This is a genomic window from Spirulina sp. CCNP1310 (assembly GCF_034932185.1).
Lineage (GTDB): Bacteria > Cyanobacteriota > Cyanobacteriia > Cyanobacteriales > Spirulinaceae > Spirulina.
Genome location: NZ_JAYGHW010000091.1, coordinates 22,063 through 45,399, shown reverse-complemented (window position 1 = coordinate 45,399; position 23,337 = coordinate 22,063). Strand labels below are relative to the sequence as shown.

Genomic DNA, 23,337 nt, shown 5'->3' with positions numbered 1-23,337 from the left:
TGGGGAAATCATCGGGGCGACTGGCGCAATGGCAGCGCATCGGACTCTTAATCCGCTGGTTCTGGGTTCGAGTCCCAGGTCGCCCATTTATTGATCGCATTTTCATGCCTGGGGCCGCTCTAGGCGGCGCACCCACCAGAGGAGGAGAAAGGCGATCGCCATCAGTACCGCTACAATGCGATTGGCTAAGGGATAATTTTGCGACTGCACCGCATCGTAGAGGGCTAGGGGTAGGGTTTGGGTGCGGCCGGGAATATTGCCCGCCACCATTAAGGTTGCGCCAAACTCCCCCAAGGCCCGGGCCATGCCTAACCCGAAACCGGCGAGGATGCCCCGATGGGCGAGGGGGAGGGTGATATGCCAAAGCACTGCGTATTCTTCCGCCCCAAGGGTACGAGCGGCTTCTTCGAGTTCTGGGTTAATGCTGGCGATCGCCGCCCGCGTCGATTCCACCATGAGGGGAAGCGCCACAACGGTGGAGGCGATCGCCCCCGCCTGCCAAGTAAACAACAGATCAATCCCGAACCATTCCTTGAAAAAACTGCCCCGACCCAAGGCTAGGAGCAGACCATAGCCCACCACACTGGGGGGTAAAACCAAGGGCAAATTTAACAACGTCGAGATCAACAGTTTGCCGGGGATTTTGGTACGGGCCAAAAAAATCCCCAACCCTAAGCCACAGACAAAAATTAAACCACTGGCCAAGATTGTGACTCGCAGGGATAACCAAAATGCTGGCTCCAACGTCATGGTTGCGCTACCGGAGGCAGAGCAAAACCCTGGGCGGTTAGCAAAGAACGGCCCTCCTCCCCCGTAATGAAATCAGCAAAGGCTTGGGCAAGTTCTGGGTGGGGGGCATGGCGAGGGATGGCAAGCATTTGGGTTAAGGGGGTGTGGAGTTCAGCGGGGATTAATGTCCAGCGGCCCGGTCGGTTCATGCTTAAGGAAAGGGCGGTGATCGCCACATCCACATTTCCCATTGCGGCATAGTGCTGGGCCTGCTGAATATTTTCCCCGAGGATGAGCTTCGGTTGCAGTTCTGCCCAAATCCCTGCCGATTCGAGGGCCTGACGAGCGGCGATGCCATAGGGGGCATGGTTGGGGTTGGCGATCGCCACCCGTTGCACCTCAGGCCGAGTTAAATCTGCCAAGGTGGCCAACCGCAACGGACTATCTTGCCGTTGCCAGATTACGATCCGCCCCACAGCATAGATCCGTTTACTCCCTGAACGGATCAAACCTTGACGGTCTAACGCTTCAATCAAATCCTGATCCGCCGCCAGGAAGAGATCCACCGCCGCACCTCGCTCAATTTGTTGTGCCAATTGACCTGTAGAGCCAAAGTTAAAGGCGATCGCCCCTCCAGTCGTTCGCTCCCAACGTTCCCCCATCACCGGCAAAACTGCCTGCAAATTGGCAGCGGCGGAAACCGTCAGCAGGCTTGGGTTGGGGGGTTTGGATAAGCCACAGGCCACCAAACAGCCGATCAAAATCAGGCAGACAAATCGCAACATTGATCCCATCAAGGTTTGTTCAACCCTCCCATCGCGCTACTGCTTATAGCTATCTCTCAATTGTTGACTGCGGCGGAGCGAGATCCCCCCTACCCTTAAAAAGGGGGGTTCCGGATTAACCCCCTTTTTAAGGGGGTCGGCGTAGCCGGGGGGATCATGCCAAATGCGGCGGAGAGGGTGAGGGAGGAAGAAGCGAAAGGAGGAAAGGCGATCGCCTTCCCTCCTTTCTTGAGATTCCCCAGTGGGGAAAATCTCCCAATCTACCAACTGGACTTGACCACACCCGGGAGTAAACCCTCGTGGGCCCATTCCCGGATCACATGGCGCGATAGGCCAAAATCCCGATAGTAACCTTTAGGGCGACCCGTGGCCCAGCAACGATTGCGGACACGCACCTTGGCACTGCTCCGGGGCAGGCGTTGAATTTTGCGGTGAATTTCTACCTTTTCGAGGATACTGCCAGCGGTGCGGAATTCCTCTAGCAGTGTGGCTCGTTTCTCAGCATATTTTTCAACCAATTTTTTGCGCTTTTTCTCGCGCTCGATCATTGACTTTTTAGCCATAGGAATAAAATACTGCGGTGATGATTAGACAGCGTTCTCTATCATATCATCCCTGTTCGGTGGATCAAGTGGATCAGGCCGTCTAGCACCAATTGGGGGCTGTGGTATCGATGGCGATCGCCCTTGAGGTGATGGTGGAGCCAAGGGCCATCGCCCCCCGTGAGGATCACAGAGGCTTGGGGATGGCTAGCCCGCCAATGGGTAATAAAGTCCTCCACTCCTGCCAATACTGTATACAGAATGCCACTTTGGATCGCCTCCGGCGTTGAACGACTCCATCGGGGGGGCAATGCATCCGGTAGCGCGACAGCGGGCAATGCGCCGGTTTGTTGGGCGAGGCTGTGCAATTGTAGCCCCAAACCGGGGAGGATTGCGCCGCCGGCCAGGGTGGGGCCAGGGGTGAGGGCGGTAAAGGTTAAGGCCGTCCCCCCATCGATGATTAAAACGGGGGTTCCGTAATCCTGGGCGGCCCCATAGGCGGCCAAGGCGCGATCGCTCCCCAATGTGCCATACATTCCCCTCAAAGGAAGATCGGCAAGGGTAATTTCTTGGCCATAACTCGCCCAAAATTGGGTTTGGGTGGGGACAACGGAGGCAAAAAAGAGGGGGAGCGATCGCCACCGTCGAGGCAAATCTTCAGGCCCCTGCCCATGTTCCCCCCGCCAATATTCCACCCCTTTGCCCCCCTCCACCCCCACAAAATGGAGGCGAGAATTACCAATCATTAATCCCAGCCAAGCCATAATTTATCCCGTTGTTTCCGGTTTGTGGAGGGCGAAAGGTTTTTGTGCCTCCGACAGGCTTACGCCAACGCCCCTACGGTTAGAGATGGCGGGACAAAAATTCCCCAGCCGCCTGAGGGGGCAACGGTTTAGCAAAATAATAGCCCTGGCCATAATCACAACCCCACCGTTTTAAATAGGCCACCTGCATGGGGGCATCAATCCCTTCGGCCACCACATCCATCCCCAAAATATGGGCGAGGTTAATAATCGCCTGAACAATTTCCGAATCCTCGCCATTGGCCTTCATCCGCATCACAAAAGAGCGGTCAATTTTTAACGTATTCACTGGAAACTGATCGAGATAACTGAGGGAAGAATAGCCCGTGCCAAAATCATCAATGCCCAATTGAATCTGGTGCGATCGCAACGCCATCAGGATATTTTTTGCCTCGGTGGCATTGTTCATTAGCATACTTTCGGTGATTTCGAGCTTGAGGTGATGGGGGGCGATTTGGGTTTCGTGGAGAATTTTAGTAATCATATCCAACAGGCCCAACTCATTCATTTGTCGCCCCGAAAGATTGACATTCATGACCACATCCGTAGCCCTCTGATATTGCTGTTGCCAGGTTTTCAGTTGTTGGGTTGCGGTAGCAAGGATCCATTCCCCCATGGGGACAATTAAGCCCGTTTCTTCAGCGATGGCAATAAAATGAGCCGGAGCCACTAAGCCTTTATCAGGATGTTGCCAACGAATCAAGGCCTCAAAGGCGGCAATTTTGCCCGATTTGAGATTCATAATCGGCTGATAATAGGCGACAAATTCTCCCCGCTCCACCGCACGCCGCAGGTCGGTTTCTAACTCCAACCGGGCTAGAGCGCGTTGATGCATGGCGGGATGAAATACAGCATAACGCCCTTTCCCCAAGGCCTTAGCGCGATACATGGCCGTATCCGCATCCCGCAAAATATCTTCGGGATAATCATAATGAATCTCGTTAGAATCGGTATCAGGCAATTGACTAAAGGCAATGCCAATACTGGTTTCGGCAAAGACATCATAACTTTGGATATGGAAGGAGGCCCGCAGAGCGATATGAATGCGATCAGCAATGGCTAGGGCCTCTTGGCGATCGCGAATTTCTTCGAGCAAAATCGTAAACTCATCCCCCCCCAACCGCGCCAAGGTATCACTGGGGCGGAGATAATCCTCCAAACGGCGGGCAATGGCCACTAACAATTCATCCCCCACGGTATGGCCCAAACTATCATTAATCAATTTAAACGAATCAATATCGAGGAACAGCACCGCAAACAGATAACCCCCCCGCCGTTTAGCGCGGCGGATCGTATGCCAGAGGCGATCCATAAACAGGGCGCGATTGGGCAGTTCCGTCAAGGAATCATAGAAGGCATTGCGGCGCAATTGCGCCTCAGCCCTGCGCCGCTCGGTGATGTCGCTGCTAATGCCATCAATGCGCAGGGGTTGATTTTGGTCATCGTAGACCATGCGACTGCGACAGGCGAGCCAACGCAATTCCCCATCAGGGCGAACAATGCGATACTCACATTCCCCCGCACTGGTTTCGCTCAAAAGGCGGAGATGTTGGGTAAAGCGGTTCTGGTCTTCGGGATGGATGAGGGTGAGCCATAACCGAGGGGTGGCAAACAGTTCAGGGAGCGATCGCCCAAACACCTGAGCCGCCGCCGGGTTGAAATAAATTGGGTTGAGGCTGTGGGGATCCGCCGACCACACCACATCGGCAATGGAGCCGAGAATCCCCTCTAGCCGTTTCTCACTAGACCTTAGGGCCTCCTCCGCCCGTTTGCGATCGCTAATATCCACCAACTGACCAATTTCATGGCTCGGTTTCCCTTCATCGTCATAGACCACCACCACCCGCACCAGGGCATGGGCGATCAAATTTTGTTGAGAAATAAAGCGTTTTTCAATTTGAAACTGATTAATTTCCCCCAATAATAACTTTTGATTAATGGCCAGATCAGCGGCGCGATCATCGGGGTGGGTGAGGTCGATTAAATGGGTTTGATGGAGTTGAGTTGCTGTGTAGCCTAAAACCGCACAAAGAGCCGGGTTCACCTTTTGAAATCGGCCATCTAAATCACACAGAAAAATTCCAATGGGAGCCAATTCAAACAGGAGGCGAAATTGTTCTTCACTTTGGCGCAGGGCAATTTCTGCATGGTATTGTTCAGTAATATCGGTAATCGAAAGGACGGCAGCGGTGATTTTGCCTTGGGAATCCCGTAGGGGAGAACCGTTGATGGAAAGGTATTGGCGGCTGTTGCGTTGGCTATGGTCTCCGGTGATCCAGGTGTAGCGCAGATCAAAAATCGGTTCTCCCTCACTGAGGATCGGCCCAATGGGCAAATTTTTGAGGGGGAGGGGGGATATTTGGGTAGGGTTATTGTACCAGGTGAGGCGATTTTTGATGCGTTTTTGAGCACCGTGGGTGAGGCCAAGAATGGCTTCAGCCCGTTCATTGGCAAAGGTGAGTTGTCCTTCACGATTAATCACAATAATGGCGGCGATACTGGTTTGTAGGATGCCGTTGAGTAAGTCCCTTTCGTTGCGGAGGGTTTCTTCAAATTGTTTGCGTTCGGTGATGTCGGTTTGGACTTCGATGAAGTGGGTCAGCGCACCGTGGAGATCGTGGACGGGGGCGAGGTTGAGTTCCATCCAAAAAGGTGTGCCATCTTTGCGATAGTAGCGGAGTGTGCCGTGGAAGTCTTGCCCTTGGAAACGGGCGTGGTTGATGGCTCTCAGGGTTTGGGGGTTGGTTTCCGGGCCGTAGAGCAGGCTGATACTTTCGCCGATAATATCGGGGGCGTGGTAGCCGGTGAGGGTTTCAAAACTGCTGTTGGCGTAGAGGATGGGGTGATCGGGGGCGATCGCATCGCTGATCACAATACTGTTACTGCTCGAATCGATGGCCCGCTTCATTAAATGGAGTTGGGCGGCCTGTTGTTCCCGTTTAATCGCGGTGGTGAGGATATGGCCCACGGCTTGGAGGAATTGGGCATCATCGTGGTTAAATTCCCGGGGGCGATCGCTATAGATCCCCAGCACACCATAGGGATGCTCCACCCCCAACACCACCACCGAAACCCCACTGATAATCCGGTGATTGTGCAGCAGCACCTCCCCCCGAAACCGGGTTTCCAAACGCAGATCCAGCACCACCACCGGCTGACCCTGAGCCAGGGTATAGCCAGATTGGGAGGTTTCGGTGGCGGAAACGGTGATCTGTCCCACCAGGCCCGGTTTCCACCCCACACCGGCCCGGAGGAGAAGGGCATGATCATTCAACTGCTCAAAAATGGCGCAATATTTCACCCTGAGCGTCCGCGCCACCAAATTCACTAAATCATCAATCAACCCCTCTAGATCAGAAGCGGTGAGGCCCCGTTGCCCCAAGGCGGCAAGGGCGGACTGTTGGCGGAGCCGGAGTTTTAATTGGGTTTCGCTGCGGTATTGGTTGGTGATATCTTCCGTTAACACCATCACCCAATTGGGGGGAATGAAGAGATAGCGCAGTTGGAGATGGACATCGGCGGCGGGGAGATGGAGCGATCGCGCCACGGGGGCCTGATGGAGAATACAATCGATTAAATCATTATAAATATGGGGGTCTTGGGCGAGAACTTCCGTAGCACGTTTGCCCATATTATTGAGGACTTCGCCATGAGTGAGGGCGATCGCCGCCTCATTACAGCCCACAAAAATAAAGTTATCGCCGGTATAGCGCCAGGTACAGACGGGAATGGGCAGTTTTTCGTATTGGCGACGAAATTGCATTTCCCGTTCCTGCACCTCCTGAAGGAGTGTGGTATAGGCCAGCATTTCTGTGGTCAGTTGACTGCGCAGCGCCGCCGCATCCTCCTCCACCCCCGCCAATTGTTGAATGCAATCCGCCGGGTAAGGTTTCACCCGTTGACGAGGAGCCACGACCCCCAAAGCCAACCACAACAACACCATCACCCCACTGGCCCCCCATCCTAGAGGCGCTTCGGAATCAACCACCGCCATCCCCAAGGCCCACAACGCTAGCCCAAAGCCCAACCACCAAATCCCCATCAACCCAATGCGCTGTTGTTGAGACAGTAAAATAAAATGGGGTTCAGCCGGGTTGGCAGATGAAACGGTGGGTGTTAATGGTGCAGAATCTTGATTCATGAGTACAACCCGATGAAACGAACGATATCCTGAATGACCCAGACAGAATTCCCCTGAGAAACCATAGCCTTGGGAAAAGCTGGATCGACGAGACCCTTATTCATCTTCTCAGAAATTTTCAGATTCCCGCCCATCTCATCTCCCTATCCCAGTCGAAATCGTTAAAATTGACCCATCATAGTAGCAGGGCCGCAGGAGGGAAGTTTGCTCTTGATCACACAATGGTACAACGGCAATGGGCCGAGCAAGGGGCAGGGGTTTCGGGTTGCCCTGGCCCTCGCCTGTATTCTGATGGGAGAAGCCTTCGGGGCGCGGCCGGGGGCCGCTGAGACTTGCCCCACCTCTCTCGATAGGGCGATCGCCACCGTGATTGAAACCCCCCAATGGGAGCGATCGCAATGGGGGATTGTCGTTGCGCCCTTGGGGGATGCACCGATTTATGAGCATGATGCCCAAACCTATCGAGTTCCCGCTTCCAACGTTAAACTCCTCACTACCGCCGCTGCCCTGGTAGCCCTGGGCCCCGATTACCAAATTCTCACCCCCATTCACCGCTACGGCACTGCCCCCACTTTAACCCAACTGCATATTTCCGGCCGGGGCGATCCCAGCCTCACCACCGCTGACTTACAAGCCTTTGCCCAACGTCTCCACAGTGAAGGGGTGCGGGAAATTCAAGTCCTCAGCGTCGATGATGCCCCGGCTCATACCCATCGCCCCCCCACTTGGGAGCAGGCTGACCTTAACTTTTACTATGGGGCGGCGGTGAATCGGGTCATTTTAAATGGCAATGCTTTTCGGGTGACGCTGTTGCCCCAGGGATTGGGTCAGCCGGTGCAGGTGGTGAGTGAAGATCTCACCGCGTTGGGGCAATGGCAAGGGCAAAATTTGACGACGACGGTAAGCGATGAGGGGGCGCGGGTGGAGATCGCCTCTACCTTTGGCCAACCCACCTTAACCCTCACCGGGGGCTTGCCCGTTAATGGTGGCTCCACCTCTCTAGAAATGGCGGTGTTAGACCCCACAGCCTATTTCCTCGATACGTTCCGCTTGGCGTTAAATCAGGCAGGGATCACCGTGGGGCGAACGTTGGTGAGCGATCCTCCAGTGGATCACATCCCCCAGGATTATTTCACCTCTCCCCCCTTGGCAGCACTGATCGAAAGGATTAATCAGCCCAGTGATAATCTGGGAGCGGAGGCGTTGCTGCAACAATTGGGGTCAGTGGAAACGGCGACGGGGATCCTGACGGCTTTGGGGGTTGATCCGGAGGGTTATCGTTGGGTGGATGGTTCCGGGCTATCCCGCCAAAATCTCCTCAGTCCGGCGGCAGTGCTGCAACTGTTGCAAGCCATAGGGCAGCACCAATATGCCGATGTGTTTCGGGCTTCTTTACCCCTAGGGGGCGAAAGTGGCACATTGAGGAATCGGTTCCGCAATCCTGCCTTGGGGGTGTATGCCAAAACGGGAACAATGACGGGAATTTCGACGCTATCGGGTTATTTACAGCCTGAAGGTGGGGAGCCTTGGGTGTTTGCGGTGATGCTGAATGGGGCTACCTCATCGGTACAGGCACAGCGGGCAGCCATTGATGAAGTGGTGGGGGCGATCGCCACCTGGCAAACCTGTCAAACGGATTTGCCCTAATTTTGGGACGAGACGAAATCCGCAGATCGTACCATTGATGTCGGGGCGAAAAATTTTTCGCCCCCACGCCGATCCCCGATAGCGCAGTGAATTTCTGATGATTATTGCATGGAGGCAAACTTAAACCATGGTGACAACCTTTCGCCCCTTAAACATTACTTGGGAACTCCTCCCAGACGACTACATTCTCCCTGATGATCCCCTAAATCATCGCACTCAACCCGCCTTAGCCAGCGCTTTAAACGAAATTCTCAGCACAGCCCACCGGATCCCGGAAATGGCAATCACCGGAACCAACTATGGCATTTGTGCCACTGTCAACGGCAAGCTGGTGATTAAGGCCCCGGATTGGTTCTATATTCCCCAAGTGACTGTCCCGAAAGACGTGATCAATCGCAGCTATACCCCCCGGATTCAGGGGGATACGCCTACGGTGGTGATGGAATTTATTTCCCATACGGAAGGGGGGGAATATTCCACCAAACCCACCTACCCGCCGGGAAAATGGTTTTTCTATGAGCAGGTGTTGCAGGTTCCCCACTACATCATTTTCGAGCCGGATGCGCCCCGATTGGAAGTCTATCGCCTCGAAGGGGGGCGGTATCAGTTGCGGGAGGATAGCATTGAGGAGCGCTATTGGATTCCTGAATTGAACTTAGCCCTAGGGGTTTGGGAAGGAACATGGCAGGAGCGTACCGGCTACTGGTTACGATGGTGGGATGAAGGGGGCAATTTGCTGTTGTTCGGTTCGGAATGGGCGGCACAGGAACATGAAAGGGCTGAAGCAGCCCAGCGGGAAGCCGAAGCAGAACGCCGCAAAACTGAGCAACTGTTAGCCCAACTGCGGGCAGCGGGCCTAGAGCCGGATTGGGGGGCGAATCCCTAGCCGCCGATTTGGGACATGGTGCGGCTATAGGTTCCCGTTGTGCCGGATTCGCGGGCTTGGAAGTTGATCTCAGGTTTATGAGCGAGGAGAGCGGCTACCTGTTGGTAAATTTCCTCAATGGGAACGCCATTGCGCAATGCATCCCGGAGATTGATCTGCCCCGTTTCATTGAGTAAACAGGGGCGGAGCCAACCATCGGCGGCAAGGCGCATCCGGTTGCAGCGATCGCAAAAACATTCCGACATTTGGCTAATAAACCCCACCGTTCCCACCGCGCCGGGAATTTGGAATACATCCGCCGGGCCATTGCCCTGCACCTGGCCAGTCGTGAGGCCCCAGCGATCGCCAATGCGCCGCCGTAACTCCGCCGAAGCAACCCAAGCCCGCTCGCCAAACAGGGAGCCGTTACCAATGGGCATAAACTCAATAAACCGGACGTGCCAAGGGCGATCGAGGGTAAGGGCCGCAAAATCCTCAATTTCATGATCATTTACCCCCGGAATCACCACCACATTCAACTTCAACGGCGCAAACCCCACCCGCTGCGCCGCTTGAATCCCCTCCCAAACCTGGGGCCAGCGGCTTTTCCCCCCATTGCCAATCATCGCCTCGAAGGTATCCGGATCGAGGGAATCGAGGCTGATATTGATCCGCCGCAAACCGGCTTGATAGAGGGGTTCTGCTAAAGGGGCGAGGAGAAACCCATTGGTGGTCAGCGCGATATCTTCGGTTTGAGGGAGGGAGGCGATCGCCCCCACCACCTCCACCACTTCAGGCCGCAGCAACGGCTCCCCCCCGGTAAGGCGAAACTTCCGAAACCCCAAAGGCATAAACACCTGTTCTAGTAGTATTAGCAATTCTGCGATCGTCAGCCAATCCTGACGACGCACATAGGCCAACTCCTCCCCCTCCGGCATACAGTATTGACAACGAAAATTGCAGCGATCGATCAGGCTAATGCGAAGGTAATCAACGGGATTCATGGGGAATGGGAAATGGGGAACTCTTCTAGGATAATGAACCCTCAATAGCGAATACGGGGGTCGATATAGGCATTCACCGCATCGATCGCAATACTCGCAATCACCACAATCACGCCAAAAAACACCATAATGCCCTGCACCGTGGGGTAATCCCGCAGGGAAATCGCCTCATAGAGCCGATTCCCTAAACCGGGCCAGGAAAACGTTACTTCTGTTAATACTGCTCCCCCCAAGAGAGCCGCAAAGGTTAACCCCAACACCGTAATCACCGGAATCAGGGCATTTTTTAATGCATGGTTGCGGAGAATTTGACCCTCTGGAATGCCCCGCGCCCGGGCCGCTTCCACATAGTCCGCCCGTAGGGTTTGCTTTAAATTCACGCGCACGATCCGCTCAAAAATGCCACTGAGCAATAAACCTAAGGACAAGCAGGGGAGGGCGAGGTGGTGAAATGCGGTGAATAATGCGCTCCAGTGACCTGTAAGTAGACTGTCGAGGGTGTAGAGGCCGGTGATTTGGGGGGGTGGGGTGGTGCTGATGGGGAAACGGGTTCCGAGGGGGAACCATTTGAGTTGGACGGCGAAAATGAGTTGAAAGACCATGCCCATCCAAAAGAGGGGGAGGGAATAGGTGATGATTCCAAACAGTCGCCCACCCGCATCAAAAACGGTATTGGGGCGGGATGCCGCAAACATCCCAATGCTCACCCCTAGGACGACGGCTATAAGCATCCCGTAGAACGTCAGTTCTATGGTGGCGGGAAAATGATCCCAAATCACATCCCATACCGGCAGGCCGCGACTGGTGATCGATGTACCAAGATCTAATCTCAGTAGTTGAAGGAGGTAGGTGATGTATTGGATGGGGAGGGGGTCAGAGAGGCCTAACTGTTCCCGGAGGGCTTGCTTGGCGGCTTCGGGGGCGCGGTTGCCGAGGATGGCATCGGCGGGGTCGCCGGGGGTTGCCCGTAGCAGTAAGAAGATGATGGAGACGATTGTCCACAGCATCAGGGGCGCAAGGAGAATCCGGGTGAGGAGGTAGTACTGTAAGGCTCTGGCGCGAGACATGGGGAATCAATCAACAGGATGTTTTCCCCTACCATACGGCCTTTGGGGGCGATTAGGCGATCGCCCCCCCCATTTAAACCGGATCGATATCCAATGGCCCCAATGCAGGGCCATGATCCACCTTCTCCAAAGAGGGATAGCCTTGGAGCTTTTGCACTTCAGGGGCTAAGGTGATCATGTCTTCAATATTTTTCTGAAGGTTTTGACAGATGCGATCAAGGGGTAAATCATTTTGATCATAGCCAAAGGGATTTTCAATTTCAATGCCAATTTCTTCAATCCCAAACACAGTAAAGGCCACCAACCCCACCACCAAAGCCGTAGACCAGCCCAATTTAGCCACCATTTGGAAGGGCAACCCAAGGGTGTAGAGGAGGATGAGTTGTTTCAGATGAATCGAATAGGCTAGGGGGATGGGTGTTCTTAAAATTCGTTCGCACGCGCCTAGGGCATCTACCATTACATCTAAGAGCTTAAACATACTGCTCAGTTGGTAGGGATTGAGGCGATTATTATCGGCTTGGGTTTGTAAATAGTTGCCAATCCAAAAGATAATTTCTAGCGGCGGATTACTGGTATTTTGCAGCCGTTCACACCAAGCTTGCGGCATTAAGTTTTCCATTTCAGGGTTAATTGGACTCTCACTGCGTAAATGGCGTTTTGTCGCCACAGCATAGGCAATCAGGAGGCGGGTCGCGATTAACTTCTTCTCCTGTTCCTCCAGGGAAGGGGTGGGAATGGAAACCCAGATTTGGCGGGCTAGGTTACGGGCGGTGTTGGAGATCCCCCCCCATTGTTTCCGCCCTTCCCAAAACCGCTCATAGGAGGTATTGGTGCGAAACACCAGCAGTAAACCGAGGACAATGCTGGGGATCAGGCTTTCAATGGGAAGGGAGATCGGTACACCCTGAGCATACAAAGCGGAGATCACCAAACTGAATAGAAAACAGGCCAGGACTCTGGGAAAAATCGCCGGGATAACAGAGCCTTTGATCCGAAAGATAAACTTGAGCCATGAGATGCGTTCATCAGACTGTGTTGAGACCATACCGTATTCCTGGGGCGTGAATGCCCGGTGTGATCGGGCGAGGGCATTGTGGTTGAAGATCCATGAGATTAACATATTCATCAGGAATTTTAACCCTCAAAATGCCCAGGTTGATCGTCACAATCGCAATCAGAATTGTTTGACTACACAGCGCTTAAGTGATTGATTCACTCGGCAGCACCGTCAGCCGGGCAAACTTTAACCCCGTAATCCCTTGCAACGGCTCTACTTCCCCCATTACCACCTCGGTACTGACCCAGCCCTCCCGTTGAAGATAGCGCACATAATGGCGATATTCGCGCCATTCTGATTCGGTGGAATAGACGAGGGTGAGCATCCCTGGTTGGGTAATGCGATTACCGTTAGTGGCATCAAGGGCTTTATCAATGCGTTTTTTAACAATTTCATAACGGGTGTCACGGGTTCCCATCACATCAAAAAGCCGTTCGGTGGTTTCATCGTGAAAAATATCGACGGTGATATTTTGCACTAAGAGTAAATGTGTCACTTGGAGGGGAACTTGTGCCGCTGGATCGGGTTGTAAACAGCTACGGGCGCAAGCACATAATGCCCGCAATTGTTCATAGCGCAAACTGTGGAGATGGAAGGGGGAAAAGCGGGGAGCAATATCACTCCCTACATAGATCATGTGGTCGATGCCATCGCTCACTTCGGTATCACAGTAGTGGGGTAAAATACCTTGCATTCGAGTTTGCCAGTGATCCCAACATTGCCGGAGGGTTTGGGTGATGGTTTGGACGGCTTGATCGTAGCGATCGCGGGCGGTATAGATGCAATGGTGGGGATTGTCGCAGGCTTGGCGATAAAGGGCGATCGCCTGTCTTGCCCCCGGACTCACCTGGGCAAAATAGTCAAAATAGGGGTGGAGTTCCGTGAGTAAATAATCAAAGGCCGTCACCTCATCTTCGGCTTGAATATCGGTGGAGAGGCGATCGCGATAGGTTTCTAAATCCAAACGCAATTGGCCCAAAAATGCCACATCTTGCTCGGCATAAACCCGGTCAATCACCCCCAGCGCCAAATTAAACTGCGCCAACAAATCCGCTTGAATCGCCCGGTTTCGCTCCTGGGAAGAGCCGCGAATATCCGACATCCCATACATGGGGTAAAGGTTGCGCAGCACAATCCGCTCCGGCGGCAACCCCGCCCCCCGCCGCTCCGCCTCCTGCAAAAAGCGCCATTCCACCGCCGGATGTACCCGCGCCAGCTTCGTCTGGGGTAACGGTTGCAAAGCTAGGCGCAGGGGGGGAATTAACTGCTCGGCATAGAAGGCATCCAGTTGATCATATTGATGGGGATGCGCTCCCCCCAAGGCCACCACGCCTAAACCGGAGGTAATCCTGTCCCCGTTGCCATGAATGGGAATCAGCAACAAGGAGCGGCAACCTTGGGCTAACAAATCCGTTTCAAACACCGTCGGGGCATCGCTGGCTAAATCCGGCACATTCCACACCCGTTTCGCCTGCAACGCCCGCACCACGGGGGAATCTTCCAAATCCCTTAACGCCAGGGCGGGTAAGGGTTGACTCTCCCCCTTATGGAGGCATAACCGTTGCCCCTGCTCCCCCTTGAGCGTGAAAATTAACAGGGTTTCCGCTTGGAAGAGCGATCGCACCCCCGCCGCCAAGGCCCCCAAATGTTCCGGAGCCAAGATGCGCGGCCCCAAATCCATCAACTGATAGGTGAGGCGACGGAGGGTTTCCTGGGGGGTGATATCAATGCCCTCCCAAAGCAGTTCGCCGCTAATCCGGTAGTTATCCCAGGCAATGCGGGCCTCTAGGGATTCTTGGGAGAGGTGGGCGGGTTCCTGTAAATCCAGATGGGCCAGTTCATCATAGTTGGGGTCGATGCGTTCCGCCTGCAACTGTTCCCAACGGAACCAAGATTGAATGTGACGGGGTTCGCTGTAGTGGGGACTAGTGAGGGTGAGGATTTGCGGTTCATCCCAGAGCCGCCAATCCTGGGGGGTAATGGCCACCACATCCCGCAAAATCAGAGGTAAGACATACCGCTGCCGCAGGGCATGGAGATCCGGCATGGCGCTTTTGGGACAGAGATCAAATAAATGGATGAGTTGTTGGCTTAAATCCTCCCCCTGTTCCGGCAGGTCGCACAATTGTGCCAAGGCGGGATTGACCCGTAGCAGTCTTAAATCCGTGGGGTCAAGGGTGGCGCTGAGAAGTTTACTTTGTCCCCCCCGGAGGGGTAGGGGTTTCAGGGCATCGGCGTTTTCCTGTGGGGGGAAAACATCTAAAAGGTGTTGCTCAGTCATGGTTTTGTGTTGGGTTGCTCAGAATTCCCCAGGGGGATTGGGTCTTTTTTCCTGGCTCTATCCTAATCAACCGCACAAAATTCTCAGGCTGAGGAGTTGATTTTCATCGCCCCGGCCTTAGGACGCATTGGCCAGGGGGAAATTGCCCCTTTGCCCAAATGGTAGCTCTCGGCTGAGGGCGGGGGAGAAATAATAGCCTTGGCCGTGGGTACAACCCAGTTGTTGGAGTTGGCGGCCTTGGACTTTGCTAGCTCACAGTTCAAATCCTACCCTTATCAATTGTCTTTTAATTTCATCAACAAACTCCCATGCCTGAGCTAAAAGATGCTCTGCAAGCTCCTGATCAGGTATGAGCATCTCGCCATAGTCGCTTGCTTGTCGTTGATCAAATGCTTTGTGCAAACTTCGGGACAATGCTTTAGGCAAAATCCCTGTTTTGACAAACTCACGATCAAATAAGCTAATAATACCGCTGTGCTTGGATGTACCCAAACCTCACGTCGCTAGCAGTCCAGAAACGGCATAGAACATCGCATAGTATGAGCGATTAACACTACCACGAAATGCAGATTGATTCAGCAAGATTTCTGCCTCTCTCAACGTTTCTTTAGCTTGAATGAAGCGGTATTGAACCAAAAGTTGTAGCTGGCGATCGCTCATATTTTGATCCCTTCCGCCAATACCTTAGCCAAGAGTGGACTGGCCCCCACTGCTCCCTCCTGGACTTGGGTTGCCGTAACCACAAACGTAGAAATGACGCGATCGTACTCAAAACCAACTTCCCAGGCTAGATCATGAATAGAGTCTCGCAGGGGGCGATCGAGCATTTCGACCTGAATAAACAGATCAAGATCGGAATCTTCGCTGGCATCCCCCCGCGCCCGTGAGCCAAAAACCCGCAAATCCAAAATCGGGATCATTGTCTCTAAACGGGAGCGGAACGTTAACACAATTTCTTGATCTGCTGGTGCTATGGATGGAGTGATTTCTGCCATGGATTGCTGAATCTGTTGCTTACCAAGCATTGGGAGTTTGGAGGAGGAGGTGTTTCTTGTGTGTGACTATCCGCTTAAGAAGCATTGGCGAAGGGGGGAAATTGCCCCTTTGCCCAAATGGTAGCGGTTTCTCGGCTGAGGGCGGGGGAGAAATAATAGCCTTGGCCGTGGGTACAGCCCAGTTGTTGGAGTTGGCGGCATTGGGCTTGGGTTTCGATGCCTTCAGCCACCACCTGCATCCCTAAACTATCCGCCAACGTCATAATCGTTTTCACTAGGGCAATTTTGAGGCGATCGCTATCAATTTCCTGAACAAAAGCCCGGTCAATTTTGAGCGTATCCACCGGGAACTCATGGAGCCGACTCAGGGAAGAATACCCCGTGCCAAAATCATCAATACAGAGGCCACAGCCGAGGGCTTTAATTTGCTTGAGGCGATCGCCCACCCCATAGGTTCCCGTCAACAAACAACTTTCAGTAATTTCTAACTTTAATTGCTGGGGTTGAATATGGGTCTGTTCACAAATGGCCGTTAACTTTTCAACGAATTTCGCCTCCTGTAACTGCACCAAAGAAAGATTCACATTCACAAACAAATCCCGCGCCTGCCATTGGTTTAACTGTTGGCAAGCCTGCTCAATCACCCACCATCCCAAAGGATGGATCAGCCCCGTCTCCTCGGCAATGGGAATAAACTCCGTGGGGGCAATTAACCCCCGTTGGGGATGTTGCCACCGCAGGAGGGCTTCAAACCCATAAAGGTGATGGGTTTTCACATCGACAATCGGTTGATAAACCAGGTGAAATTCCCCCCGCTCTAACCCCTTACGCAGATCATTTTCTAACTGCAACCGCTGCCAATTGTGGGTCTGCATTTGGGGGACAAACACCTGATAGCCCTCCACCCCTTGCCGCTTGGCTTGATACATCGCTAAATCCGCATCGCGGAGAATATCCTCCGGCTGTTGATAACTGGGTTGGCCCATGGCAATACCGATACTCACCGCCGTAAAAATTTCATACTGGCGAATTTGGAACGGCCGCTCAAACTCCGTTAAAATCCCTTGGGCAATGGCGATCGCCGCCTCCACCCCCGCAATGGGAGCAAGGATAATCGCAAACTCATCCCCCCCTAAGCGGGCAACGGTGTGCTGTCCTTCCAGTTGGCTTTGAATCCGTTGGGCGGCGGCTTTGAGCAATTCATCCCCAATCAAATGGCCCAGGCTATCATTAACCACCTTAAAGCGATCCAAATCGAGGAACAGTAAAGCATACTCGCCAGCCTCAGGGGGATGGGTAATAGCCCGCTGGAGGCGATTCAACAAACAGGCCCGATTCGGTAGCCCGGTGAGGGTATCGTGGAGCGCCGAATGAAACAGTTTTTCCTCAGCAATGCGGCGGGCAGTAATATCCTCCACCGTCCCTTCGTAATACAGCAACGTGCCGTTACTATCCCGCACCGCCCGCGTATTTTCAGAAATCCAAATCACCCCCCCATCACGGCAATAGACCTGGGATTCAAAATTAGAAACCCGGCCATTGGTATGGAGCAACTCCGTAAACTGTTGGCGGCGGTGGGGGTCTACATAGAGTTGATCGCCAATATTGGTGAGGACGCGGATCAGTTCGGCGGGGGAATTGTAGCCGTAGATTGTCGCTAAAGCGGGGTTGGCGTGGAGATAGTGACCATCGGGGGTGGTTTGAAAAATGCCAATGCCGATATTTTCAAAGATGCTGTGGTATTTGGCTTCCGCCTGTTGAATGGCTTGGTGCGATCGCGCATGATCGAGGGCAATTTCCGCCAAACACAATGCCCAATTGGTGATCACCCCTTGGGCAGCGGTGAGGGCTTCGGTGCTGTCTGCGTAGGAAACCCAAGCCCCCAAACTATCCCCCTGGGAAGAACGCAGGGGAATCCCCCAACCATGGTGTAGCCCGTAGTGGCGGGCAACCTGTTGCTCATGGGGGAGGGCTTCGGTATCGGGGAGATTGAGGGCGAGAATGGGCTGATTGTGGCGGGTGGTGATGCTGGCCAGGAGGCTACTGTGGGCAAGGGGGGTGTGAGCATCCATCCCGGCGATCGCCCAATAATCCGGCGGTAAGCTCACCGCCACCCCCTGCTCCCAATGGGACTGACGGCCATCCAAAAGCAGAATCACCCCCCGCACCCCCGCCACCTGCTGCTCCACCATCCACAGCAACTGTTCGAGAATTTTGGGGAGGGGTTGCGCCGTCGCAATCATGCCGAGAATATGTTGGTAGCGGCGTAGATGCTGATCCGGATGGGAGGTCATAGCATTAAGGGCAGAGGGGGAAGCCGGATCAAATCCAGTGGATTGCTGGCCACGGCTTGCGGTTGCTGACGAGGTGAGGGGGGGCAGATGTTGCTGCACCTCAATGAGCAGCGGGGCAAGGGGAAAGCGATTGCCCATCGCCTTCCCAACAGCCGCCACTGCCTGCCGCTCAAGGCGAACGTAGGCGCATTGCAAGGTAGAAGCGGGATCCTGGGGAATCAAGCGTAACGCCGCCGTCACGGGATGGCCTTGGGTTTGGTGGTAAATCTGCCGCCAGAGGGCGAGGGGAAAGCGTTCTTGCCAGCGGGGACGCTGGAGATTGGCTTGGAGGGGAATTTCCCACAGCAGACGGGCGGCCCGATTGGCCCAAAAGACCCGGCCCTGAACCGCATCAAATAAGAGGAGGGGCGATCGCACCTGTTCCAAACAGGCCAGTTCTAAATTGAGTTCAACGCAATGGCTCTCATTCATTCGCAACATAACGCTTGGCAGGGCTGATCGCGATCGCAGGCTCAAAACCGGATGGGTTTCACAAACGGTAAGGCGTAGGACGTGGAGGGCTAGATGTGATCCCAAGATCGAGAAAGCTGAAATGGATTCCCAGAGGATTGGCGATACCCCTGTCCTAACGATAGGCAGTTCCCCCCGTTGATGTTGTATCGATAGATACCTCTCTTCAGGGGAATTCCGCGTTCCTGTTGCGGACTGAAGTCCGGTGTGGAGCAGCATTGGGTTGAACCATTTTGCAACGCGCTAGGGGTTCGCCCCTAGAGGGGATCCATAAATTCCGAACTTGCAGCTTCAGGAGCGGGAGCCTGCATCTGGGCCACCAAACCACAGGCCCACCGCCGAGGCAACCACCGCACCCCCCAAGCCAAGAACCGATTTTGCCAACCGGGGATGGCAATCACCTGCCCCGCAAACAGAGCGCGATAACCAAACTCCGCCACCACCGCCGCACTCATTAACTCCCAGTTGTGGATAATTTTGGAGCGATCCATCTGCGATCGCCCCTGAAACGCCGAAGCCGTCGGCCCCGGACAAAGCACCGTCAGCGTCACCCCCGTACCCCGCAGTTCCGTCGCCAAAGCCTCAGAAAAAGACAGCACATAGGCCTTCGTGGCGTAATACACCGCCATCCAAGGCCCCGGCTGAAAGGCCGCCGTTGAAGCCACATTGAGAATTTTCCCCGATCCCCGCTCAATCATCCCCGGCAGCAACAGCTTGGTTAACTGCGTCAGCGCCACCATATTCACCTGCATCATCTGCCATTCCAGGCCCCCATCGGTTTCAGCAAACAGCCCATAGGAGCCAAAACCGGCATTATTCACCAAAATATTAATTTCAATCCCCGTCTGCTGAAGTTGGGCGACGATCACCTCTGGAGCGTTGGGGTGGGAAAGGTCATGGAGGAGAATCTTCACCGCCGCCTGATGTTGCGTCGCCAAAATTTCCGCCAGGTGATTGAGGGGGGCCCCGCTCCGGGCGATCAAGACCAGATCATAGCCATGGCGGGCAAAAACCTGGGCCAATTGCGCACCAATGCCACTGGATGCGCCGGTAATTAATGCGGTGGGTTTACCATTCACGGCTGTTGCCCTCAGGGTGGTGGATGCCTGGGGAGATTTTCGCTCCCGCTGTCACGATTTTAAAAATGATCGTTAATTCTATTAAACTATGTGAAGCATAACCCCGATGTTGCTGAGTCAACAATGGCTCACGCTTTGATTGTTTTACCCGGCTCGGTTCCCCCATATCCTGATGCAAGAACTGCTCTACCTTGAAATCCCCACCCCTGACACCGATCGCGCCATCGCTTGGCTACAAAATGATTGGCAACCCCCCCAAGGTGAGCGGGTGGCGGTTCCCACGGGGGTACAGGTGCAGTTTCCCCAACAGCCTGGGGTGAGGTTGGCGATCGCCCTTTGGTCTTTACAGCGCACCACCTATTTAAAAATGTTCCAATGGGGAACGGGTCGGATTGCGGGGGCGGGGGCGATCGCCTGCCACCTCACCGCCGCGATCCGCGCCGCCTTTCCCCTCACCTACCCAACGTTGCCGGAACTTGATCTGAGCAAAACCGATATTTTCACCGCCCTCGCCCCCCATTACCCCCAAACGGTGAAATTCTTCCGCAAAATGCCCCAAGGGGAACTGGATCTCCAACGGGTCTATTGGTGGGAAAAACGGTGGCGGGATAATGTGCGCCAACCCCAACAGCCGCCGCAGGTGGTATTTCGCCAGGGTGAAGGGATTACCACGCCTGCCGATTATGACTTGATCTACATTGGCGGGGCTTTGGGGGTGATCCATGCTGCCGTGATGGCCCAGCGGGGTTATCGGGTGTTATTGGTGGAGCGGCTCGCCTTTGGGCGGATGCACCGGGAATGGAATATCTCACGGGGGGAATTTCAAAATTTAATTGATTTGGGATTATTCACGGCGGCGGAATTTGAAACCTTGATTGCCCGTGAATATAAAGATGGGTTTAATAAGTTTTTTGATGGTAACAATCCCCCCCATTTGAAGGCGAAAGTGCTGCACACGCCGACGGTGTTAAATATTGCGATCAATTCTGAAAAATTGCTGCATTTGTGTGGGGAGAAATTGCGCCAAGCGGGGGGAGAAATTTGGGATCAAACGGAATTTAACCGCGTTGATGTGGCCCCCAATGGTGTGCAAGTTCATCTCACCCATCGCGTCACCGGGAAAACCCCAACCGCAACGGGCCGCTTACTCATGGATGCAATGGGGACGGCTTCCCCCATTGCTTGGCAGTTGAATGGCGATCGCACCTTTGATAGTGTTTGTCCGACGGTGGGGGCGGTGTTATCGGGGATTAGTGCTGATGTGTGGAATCCTGACTATGGGGACGTGCTTCATTCCCATGGCGATATTTCGCGGGGGCGGCAATTGATTTGGGAATTATTCCCCGTTGAGGGGGATGATCTGACGGTGTATCTGTTCCATTACCACCAAGTCCACCCTGAGAATCCCGGCTCACTGTTGGAAATGTACGAGGACTTTTTCACAATTTTGCCGGAGTATCGCCGCTGTGACATGGATGCTTTGGTGTGGAAAAAACCGACGTTTGGCTATATTCCAGGGCATTTCAGTGTAGGGGGGGGCGATCGCACTGTGGCTTTTGATCGCGTCCTGGCCATTGGGGATGCGGCCTCGTTACAATCGCCCCTTGTGTTTACGGGCTTTGGCTCTTTGGTGCGCAATTTGGGTCGTCTCACAACGCTATTAGATACCGCCCTCACCCATGATCTGCTCACCGCTGGGGATTTGAACCAAATCCGCGCCTACCAAAGCAATACCGCTGTCACTTGGCTCTTTTCTAAAGGGATGATGGTTCCAACGGGGAAAACCCTACCGCCTCAGCGGGTGAATGCGATGCTGAATACCTTTTTCGGCCTGTTGGCGGAGCAACCGCCAGCGGTGGCGGATACGTTTATTAAAGACCGTTTTAGTTGGTGGACGTTTAACGGTTTAGCCTTGAAAGCGGCGCAAATGAACCCCCGCTTGGTGGTCTGGATTTGGGAGCAAGCGGGGGCGAAGGATTTCCTCCGGTGGTTGGGGAGTTATTTCTGGTTTGGGTTAGATGCGTTAATTGCCTGGTGTTTTCGGGGTTGGTTTCCGGCGTTGTTGGGGCGATCGCGCCCTTGGTTGGAGCGACGTTATCCGGGGTTATGGTTGCGGGGTTTAAGTTTTAGTTTCCGCCTCCACAGTAATAGCGGCGTTGCCCCCCAAGGGATGAGGTTATCTCGGCCGGTGGGGGGCGATCGCCCCAAAGTCTCCATCAGCTAATCCCCTCCCCTGGAGGTGAGCCTTAATCTTCTTTGGCAATGACCCAAACGGCATGAATCACCCCAGGGAAATAGCCCAACAGGGTCAGGAGGATATTTAACCAGAAGGCCCCGCGATCCCCACTTGTAAAAAAACACCCAAGGGAGGAAAAAAGATCGCACAAATCAAGCGAACGATATCCATCGGTTTTGTCTCCACAGAACTTAATTACCATGGTAGCAAGTCCAGAGGAAAACGTTTCAGTGGTGTGTCGTTTTAGCAACCAGGGCGCAAGCATTGCTCCCCTACAGGGGAATCATCTCAGCCGATGGTTTCTGAGGGGATGAGAAACCGGGTTTTTGGGGTGCATCTCAATTAGGAGATGCACCCACCACATCGGTTTTCGTGTCGTTGCCCCCAAAACCCTTTGACCCTCTATTTGCGTGAATGAGAAACCGGGTTTTTGTCAAAATGTCCGCCCAAAACGAGAAGGAATAAACAACCCGGTTTCTAAGCTGAGGATAAGAAACCAAGTTTCTGTTAGTTGTAGTCAGAAAACGAGGGGATGCAAGAAACTCGGTTTCTGTGGCGTTTTGTTTCAGCAATCAGCAATCAGGGCGCAAGCATTGCGCCCCTACGGGATGGAATTTTCACTCATGCTTTCCAGCACCACATCTTCATAAATATCGGCAATTTTCACATCTAAACCAATGGTTTCTAACTTAAAATTAGGCTGATCTAGATCATAGGTTTGATATTGCCAAAACTGATGCTTACGGCGAAAGATTTCAACGCGCTGATGCTGACTGCTCACCAAAACATACTCCTCAAGACTGGCTAGGGCTTGATAATCATTGAACTTATCACCCCGATCAAACTTTTCGGTACTATCTGATAAAACCTCAATAATTAGTTTTGGAAAACTCTTATAGGTTGAAGTTTCCCGATCTCTCACATCGCAAGTTACCAACAAATCCGGATAATAAAAACGGTTCTTTGCTGCAATTTTAGCCTTGACATCTGAAAAATAAACCCGGCAATCTGTTCCTTTAAAATGATTATGGATCAAAGTTGCTAAATTAAGAGCAATTGTATTGTGGTTGTCTGTTGTGCCGGCCATCGCATAAACTTCTCCATCAATATACTCATGCTTCACTGGACTCTGTTCTTCAGCCGCTAGATACTCTTCCGGTGTGAGCTTAGATTTATCGGTTAATGCAATCATGGCTTGCCTGAAAAATAGTTTCTATCCACCGATAATATAGCATTTTCGCGACTCGTGAGAACTCTACTTCCCCCTTTTTAAGGGGGATTGAGGGGGATCTTTTTACC

The 23,337-nt window shown here is 53.5% G+C and carries 17 protein-coding genes, 1 tRNA gene and 1 pseudogene; 4 read left to right on the top strand and 15 right to left on the bottom strand.

The genetic code is table 11. The features are described from left to right. The first annotated feature begins 14 nt into the window (after nt 1–14). A tRNA-Lys gene (locus tag VB712_RS15935) sits at nt 15–86 on the top strand. Between the two features lie 16 nt (nt 87–102). On the opposite strand, the gene modB is transcribed toward VB712_RS15935, so the two are convergent. The 5 genes from modB to VB712_RS15910 form a co-directional block, all read right to left on the bottom strand. Continuing rightward, the gene (modB, locus tag VB712_RS15930) at nt 103–750 is read right to left on the bottom strand and encodes a molybdate ABC transporter permease subunit (protein WP_323256483.1); all 648 of its coding nucleotides are present in this window, start codon (nt 748–750) and stop codon (nt 103–105) included. Next, nucleotides 747–1,514 (bottom strand): molybdate ABC transporter substrate-binding protein, encoded by a 768-nt coding sequence (modA, locus tag VB712_RS15925; RefSeq protein ID WP_323256481.1) that lies wholly within the window; start codon nt 1,512–1,514, stop codon nt 747–749. Before modA ends, modB begins: the two co-directional genes overlap by 4 nt. 260 nt (nt 1,515–1,774) lie before the next feature. After that, the gene (rpsN, locus tag VB712_RS15920; protein WP_323256479.1) at nt 1,775–2,077 is read right to left on the bottom strand and encodes a 30S ribosomal protein S14; all 303 of its coding nucleotides are present in this window, start codon (nt 2,075–2,077) and stop codon (nt 1,775–1,777) included. Nucleotides 2,078–2,118: 41 nt separating this feature from the next. Beyond that, a complete protein-coding gene (locus tag VB712_RS15915) occupies nt 2,119–2,820 on the bottom strand; it encodes a pantothenate kinase (protein WP_323256477.1) in 702 nt (233 codons plus the stop codon). Nucleotides 2,821–2,899: 79 nt separating this feature from the next. After that, a complete protein-coding gene (locus VB712_RS15910) occupies nt 2,900–7,000 on the bottom strand; it encodes an EAL domain-containing protein (RefSeq protein WP_323256475.1) in 4,101 nt (1,366 codons plus the stop codon). Nucleotides 7,001–7,210: 210 nt separating this feature from the next. Between VB712_RS15910 and dacB the strand changes: the two genes are divergently transcribed. Further along, entirely contained in the window at nt 7,211–8,647 is a 1,437-nt protein-coding gene (gene dacB / locus VB712_RS15905; protein ID WP_323256474.1) for a D-alanyl-D-alanine carboxypeptidase/D-alanyl-D-alanine-endopeptidase, read from the top strand. 127 nt (nt 8,648–8,774) lie between these two features. After that, on the top strand, nt 8,775–9,533 hold the full coding sequence (locus VB712_RS15900) for a Uma2 family endonuclease (protein WP_323256472.1): 759 nt from the start codon (nt 8,775–8,777) through the stop codon (nt 9,531–9,533). On the opposite strand, the gene moaA is transcribed toward VB712_RS15900, so the two are convergent. From moaA to VB712_RS15860, 8 genes and pseudogenes are all read right to left on the bottom strand, one after another. Then, entirely contained in the window at nt 9,530–10,516 is a 987-nt protein-coding gene (gene moaA, locus VB712_RS15895; RefSeq protein ID WP_323256470.1) for a GTP 3',8-cyclase MoaA, read from the bottom strand. The genes VB712_RS15900 and moaA overlap by 4 nt on opposite strands. A 41-nt stretch (nt 10,517–10,557) precedes the next feature. Beyond that, nucleotides 10,558–11,583, bottom strand: coding sequence for an ABC transporter permease (locus VB712_RS15890; protein ID WP_323256468.1), 1,026 nt, complete (start codon nt 11,581–11,583; stop codon nt 10,558–10,560). A gap of 73 nt (nt 11,584–11,656) precedes the next feature. Beyond that, nucleotides 11,657–12,631, bottom strand: a complete 975-nt coding sequence (locus VB712_RS15885; RefSeq protein WP_416236371.1) for a bestrophin family protein — start codon at nt 12,629–12,631, stop codon at nt 11,657–11,659. 154 nt (nt 12,632–12,785) lie between these two features. Next, the gene (locus VB712_RS15880) at nt 12,786–14,924 is read right to left on the bottom strand and encodes a GAF domain-containing protein (protein WP_323256464.1); all 2,139 of its coding nucleotides are present in this window, start codon (nt 14,922–14,924) and stop codon (nt 12,786–12,788) included. A 252-nt stretch (nt 14,925–15,176) separates the two neighbouring features. Then, a pseudogene (locus tag VB712_RS15875) lies at nt 15,177–15,584 on the bottom strand (HEPN domain-containing protein). Then, nucleotides 15,581–15,949 (bottom strand): nucleotidyltransferase domain-containing protein, encoded by a 369-nt coding sequence (locus VB712_RS15870; protein WP_323256462.1) that lies wholly within the window; start codon nt 15,947–15,949, stop codon nt 15,581–15,583. Before VB712_RS15870 ends, VB712_RS15875 begins: the two are co-directional and overlap by 4 nt. A 44-nt stretch (nt 15,950–15,993) precedes the next feature. Continuing rightward, nucleotides 15,994–18,693 carry a putative bifunctional diguanylate cyclase/phosphodiesterase gene (locus tag VB712_RS15865; protein ID WP_323256461.1) on the bottom strand — a complete coding sequence of 900 codons (2,700 nt, stop codon included), beginning with the start codon at nt 18,691–18,693 and terminating at the stop codon, nt 15,994–15,996. A 287-nt stretch (nt 18,694–18,980) separates the two neighbouring features. Next, nucleotides 18,981–19,802: an SDR family oxidoreductase gene (locus VB712_RS15860; RefSeq protein WP_323256459.1), complete on the bottom strand. Its 822-nt coding sequence runs from the start codon at nt 19,800–19,802 to the stop codon at nt 18,981–18,983. 172 nt (nt 19,803–19,974) lie between these two features. On the opposite strand from VB712_RS15860, the gene VB712_RS15855 reads away from it, so the two are divergent. Next, nucleotides 19,975–22,026, top strand: coding sequence for a flavin-dependent dehydrogenase (locus tag VB712_RS15855; protein WP_323256457.1), 2,052 nt, complete (start codon nt 19,975–19,977; stop codon nt 22,024–22,026). Nucleotides 22,027–22,048: 22 nt separating this feature from the next. Here the strand turns inward: VB712_RS15855 and VB712_RS15850 are convergent, their stop codons facing one another. Then, nucleotides 22,049–22,303, bottom strand: coding sequence for a YqaE/Pmp3 family membrane protein (locus VB712_RS15850; protein ID WP_323256455.1), 255 nt, complete (start codon nt 22,301–22,303; stop codon nt 22,049–22,051). A 336-nt stretch (nt 22,304–22,639) separates the two neighbouring features. Then, on the bottom strand, nt 22,640–23,230 hold the full coding sequence (locus VB712_RS15845) for a Uma2 family endonuclease (RefSeq protein ID WP_323256453.1): 591 nt from the start codon (nt 23,228–23,230) through the stop codon (nt 22,640–22,642). Nucleotides 23,231–23,337 lie beyond the last annotated feature (107 nt).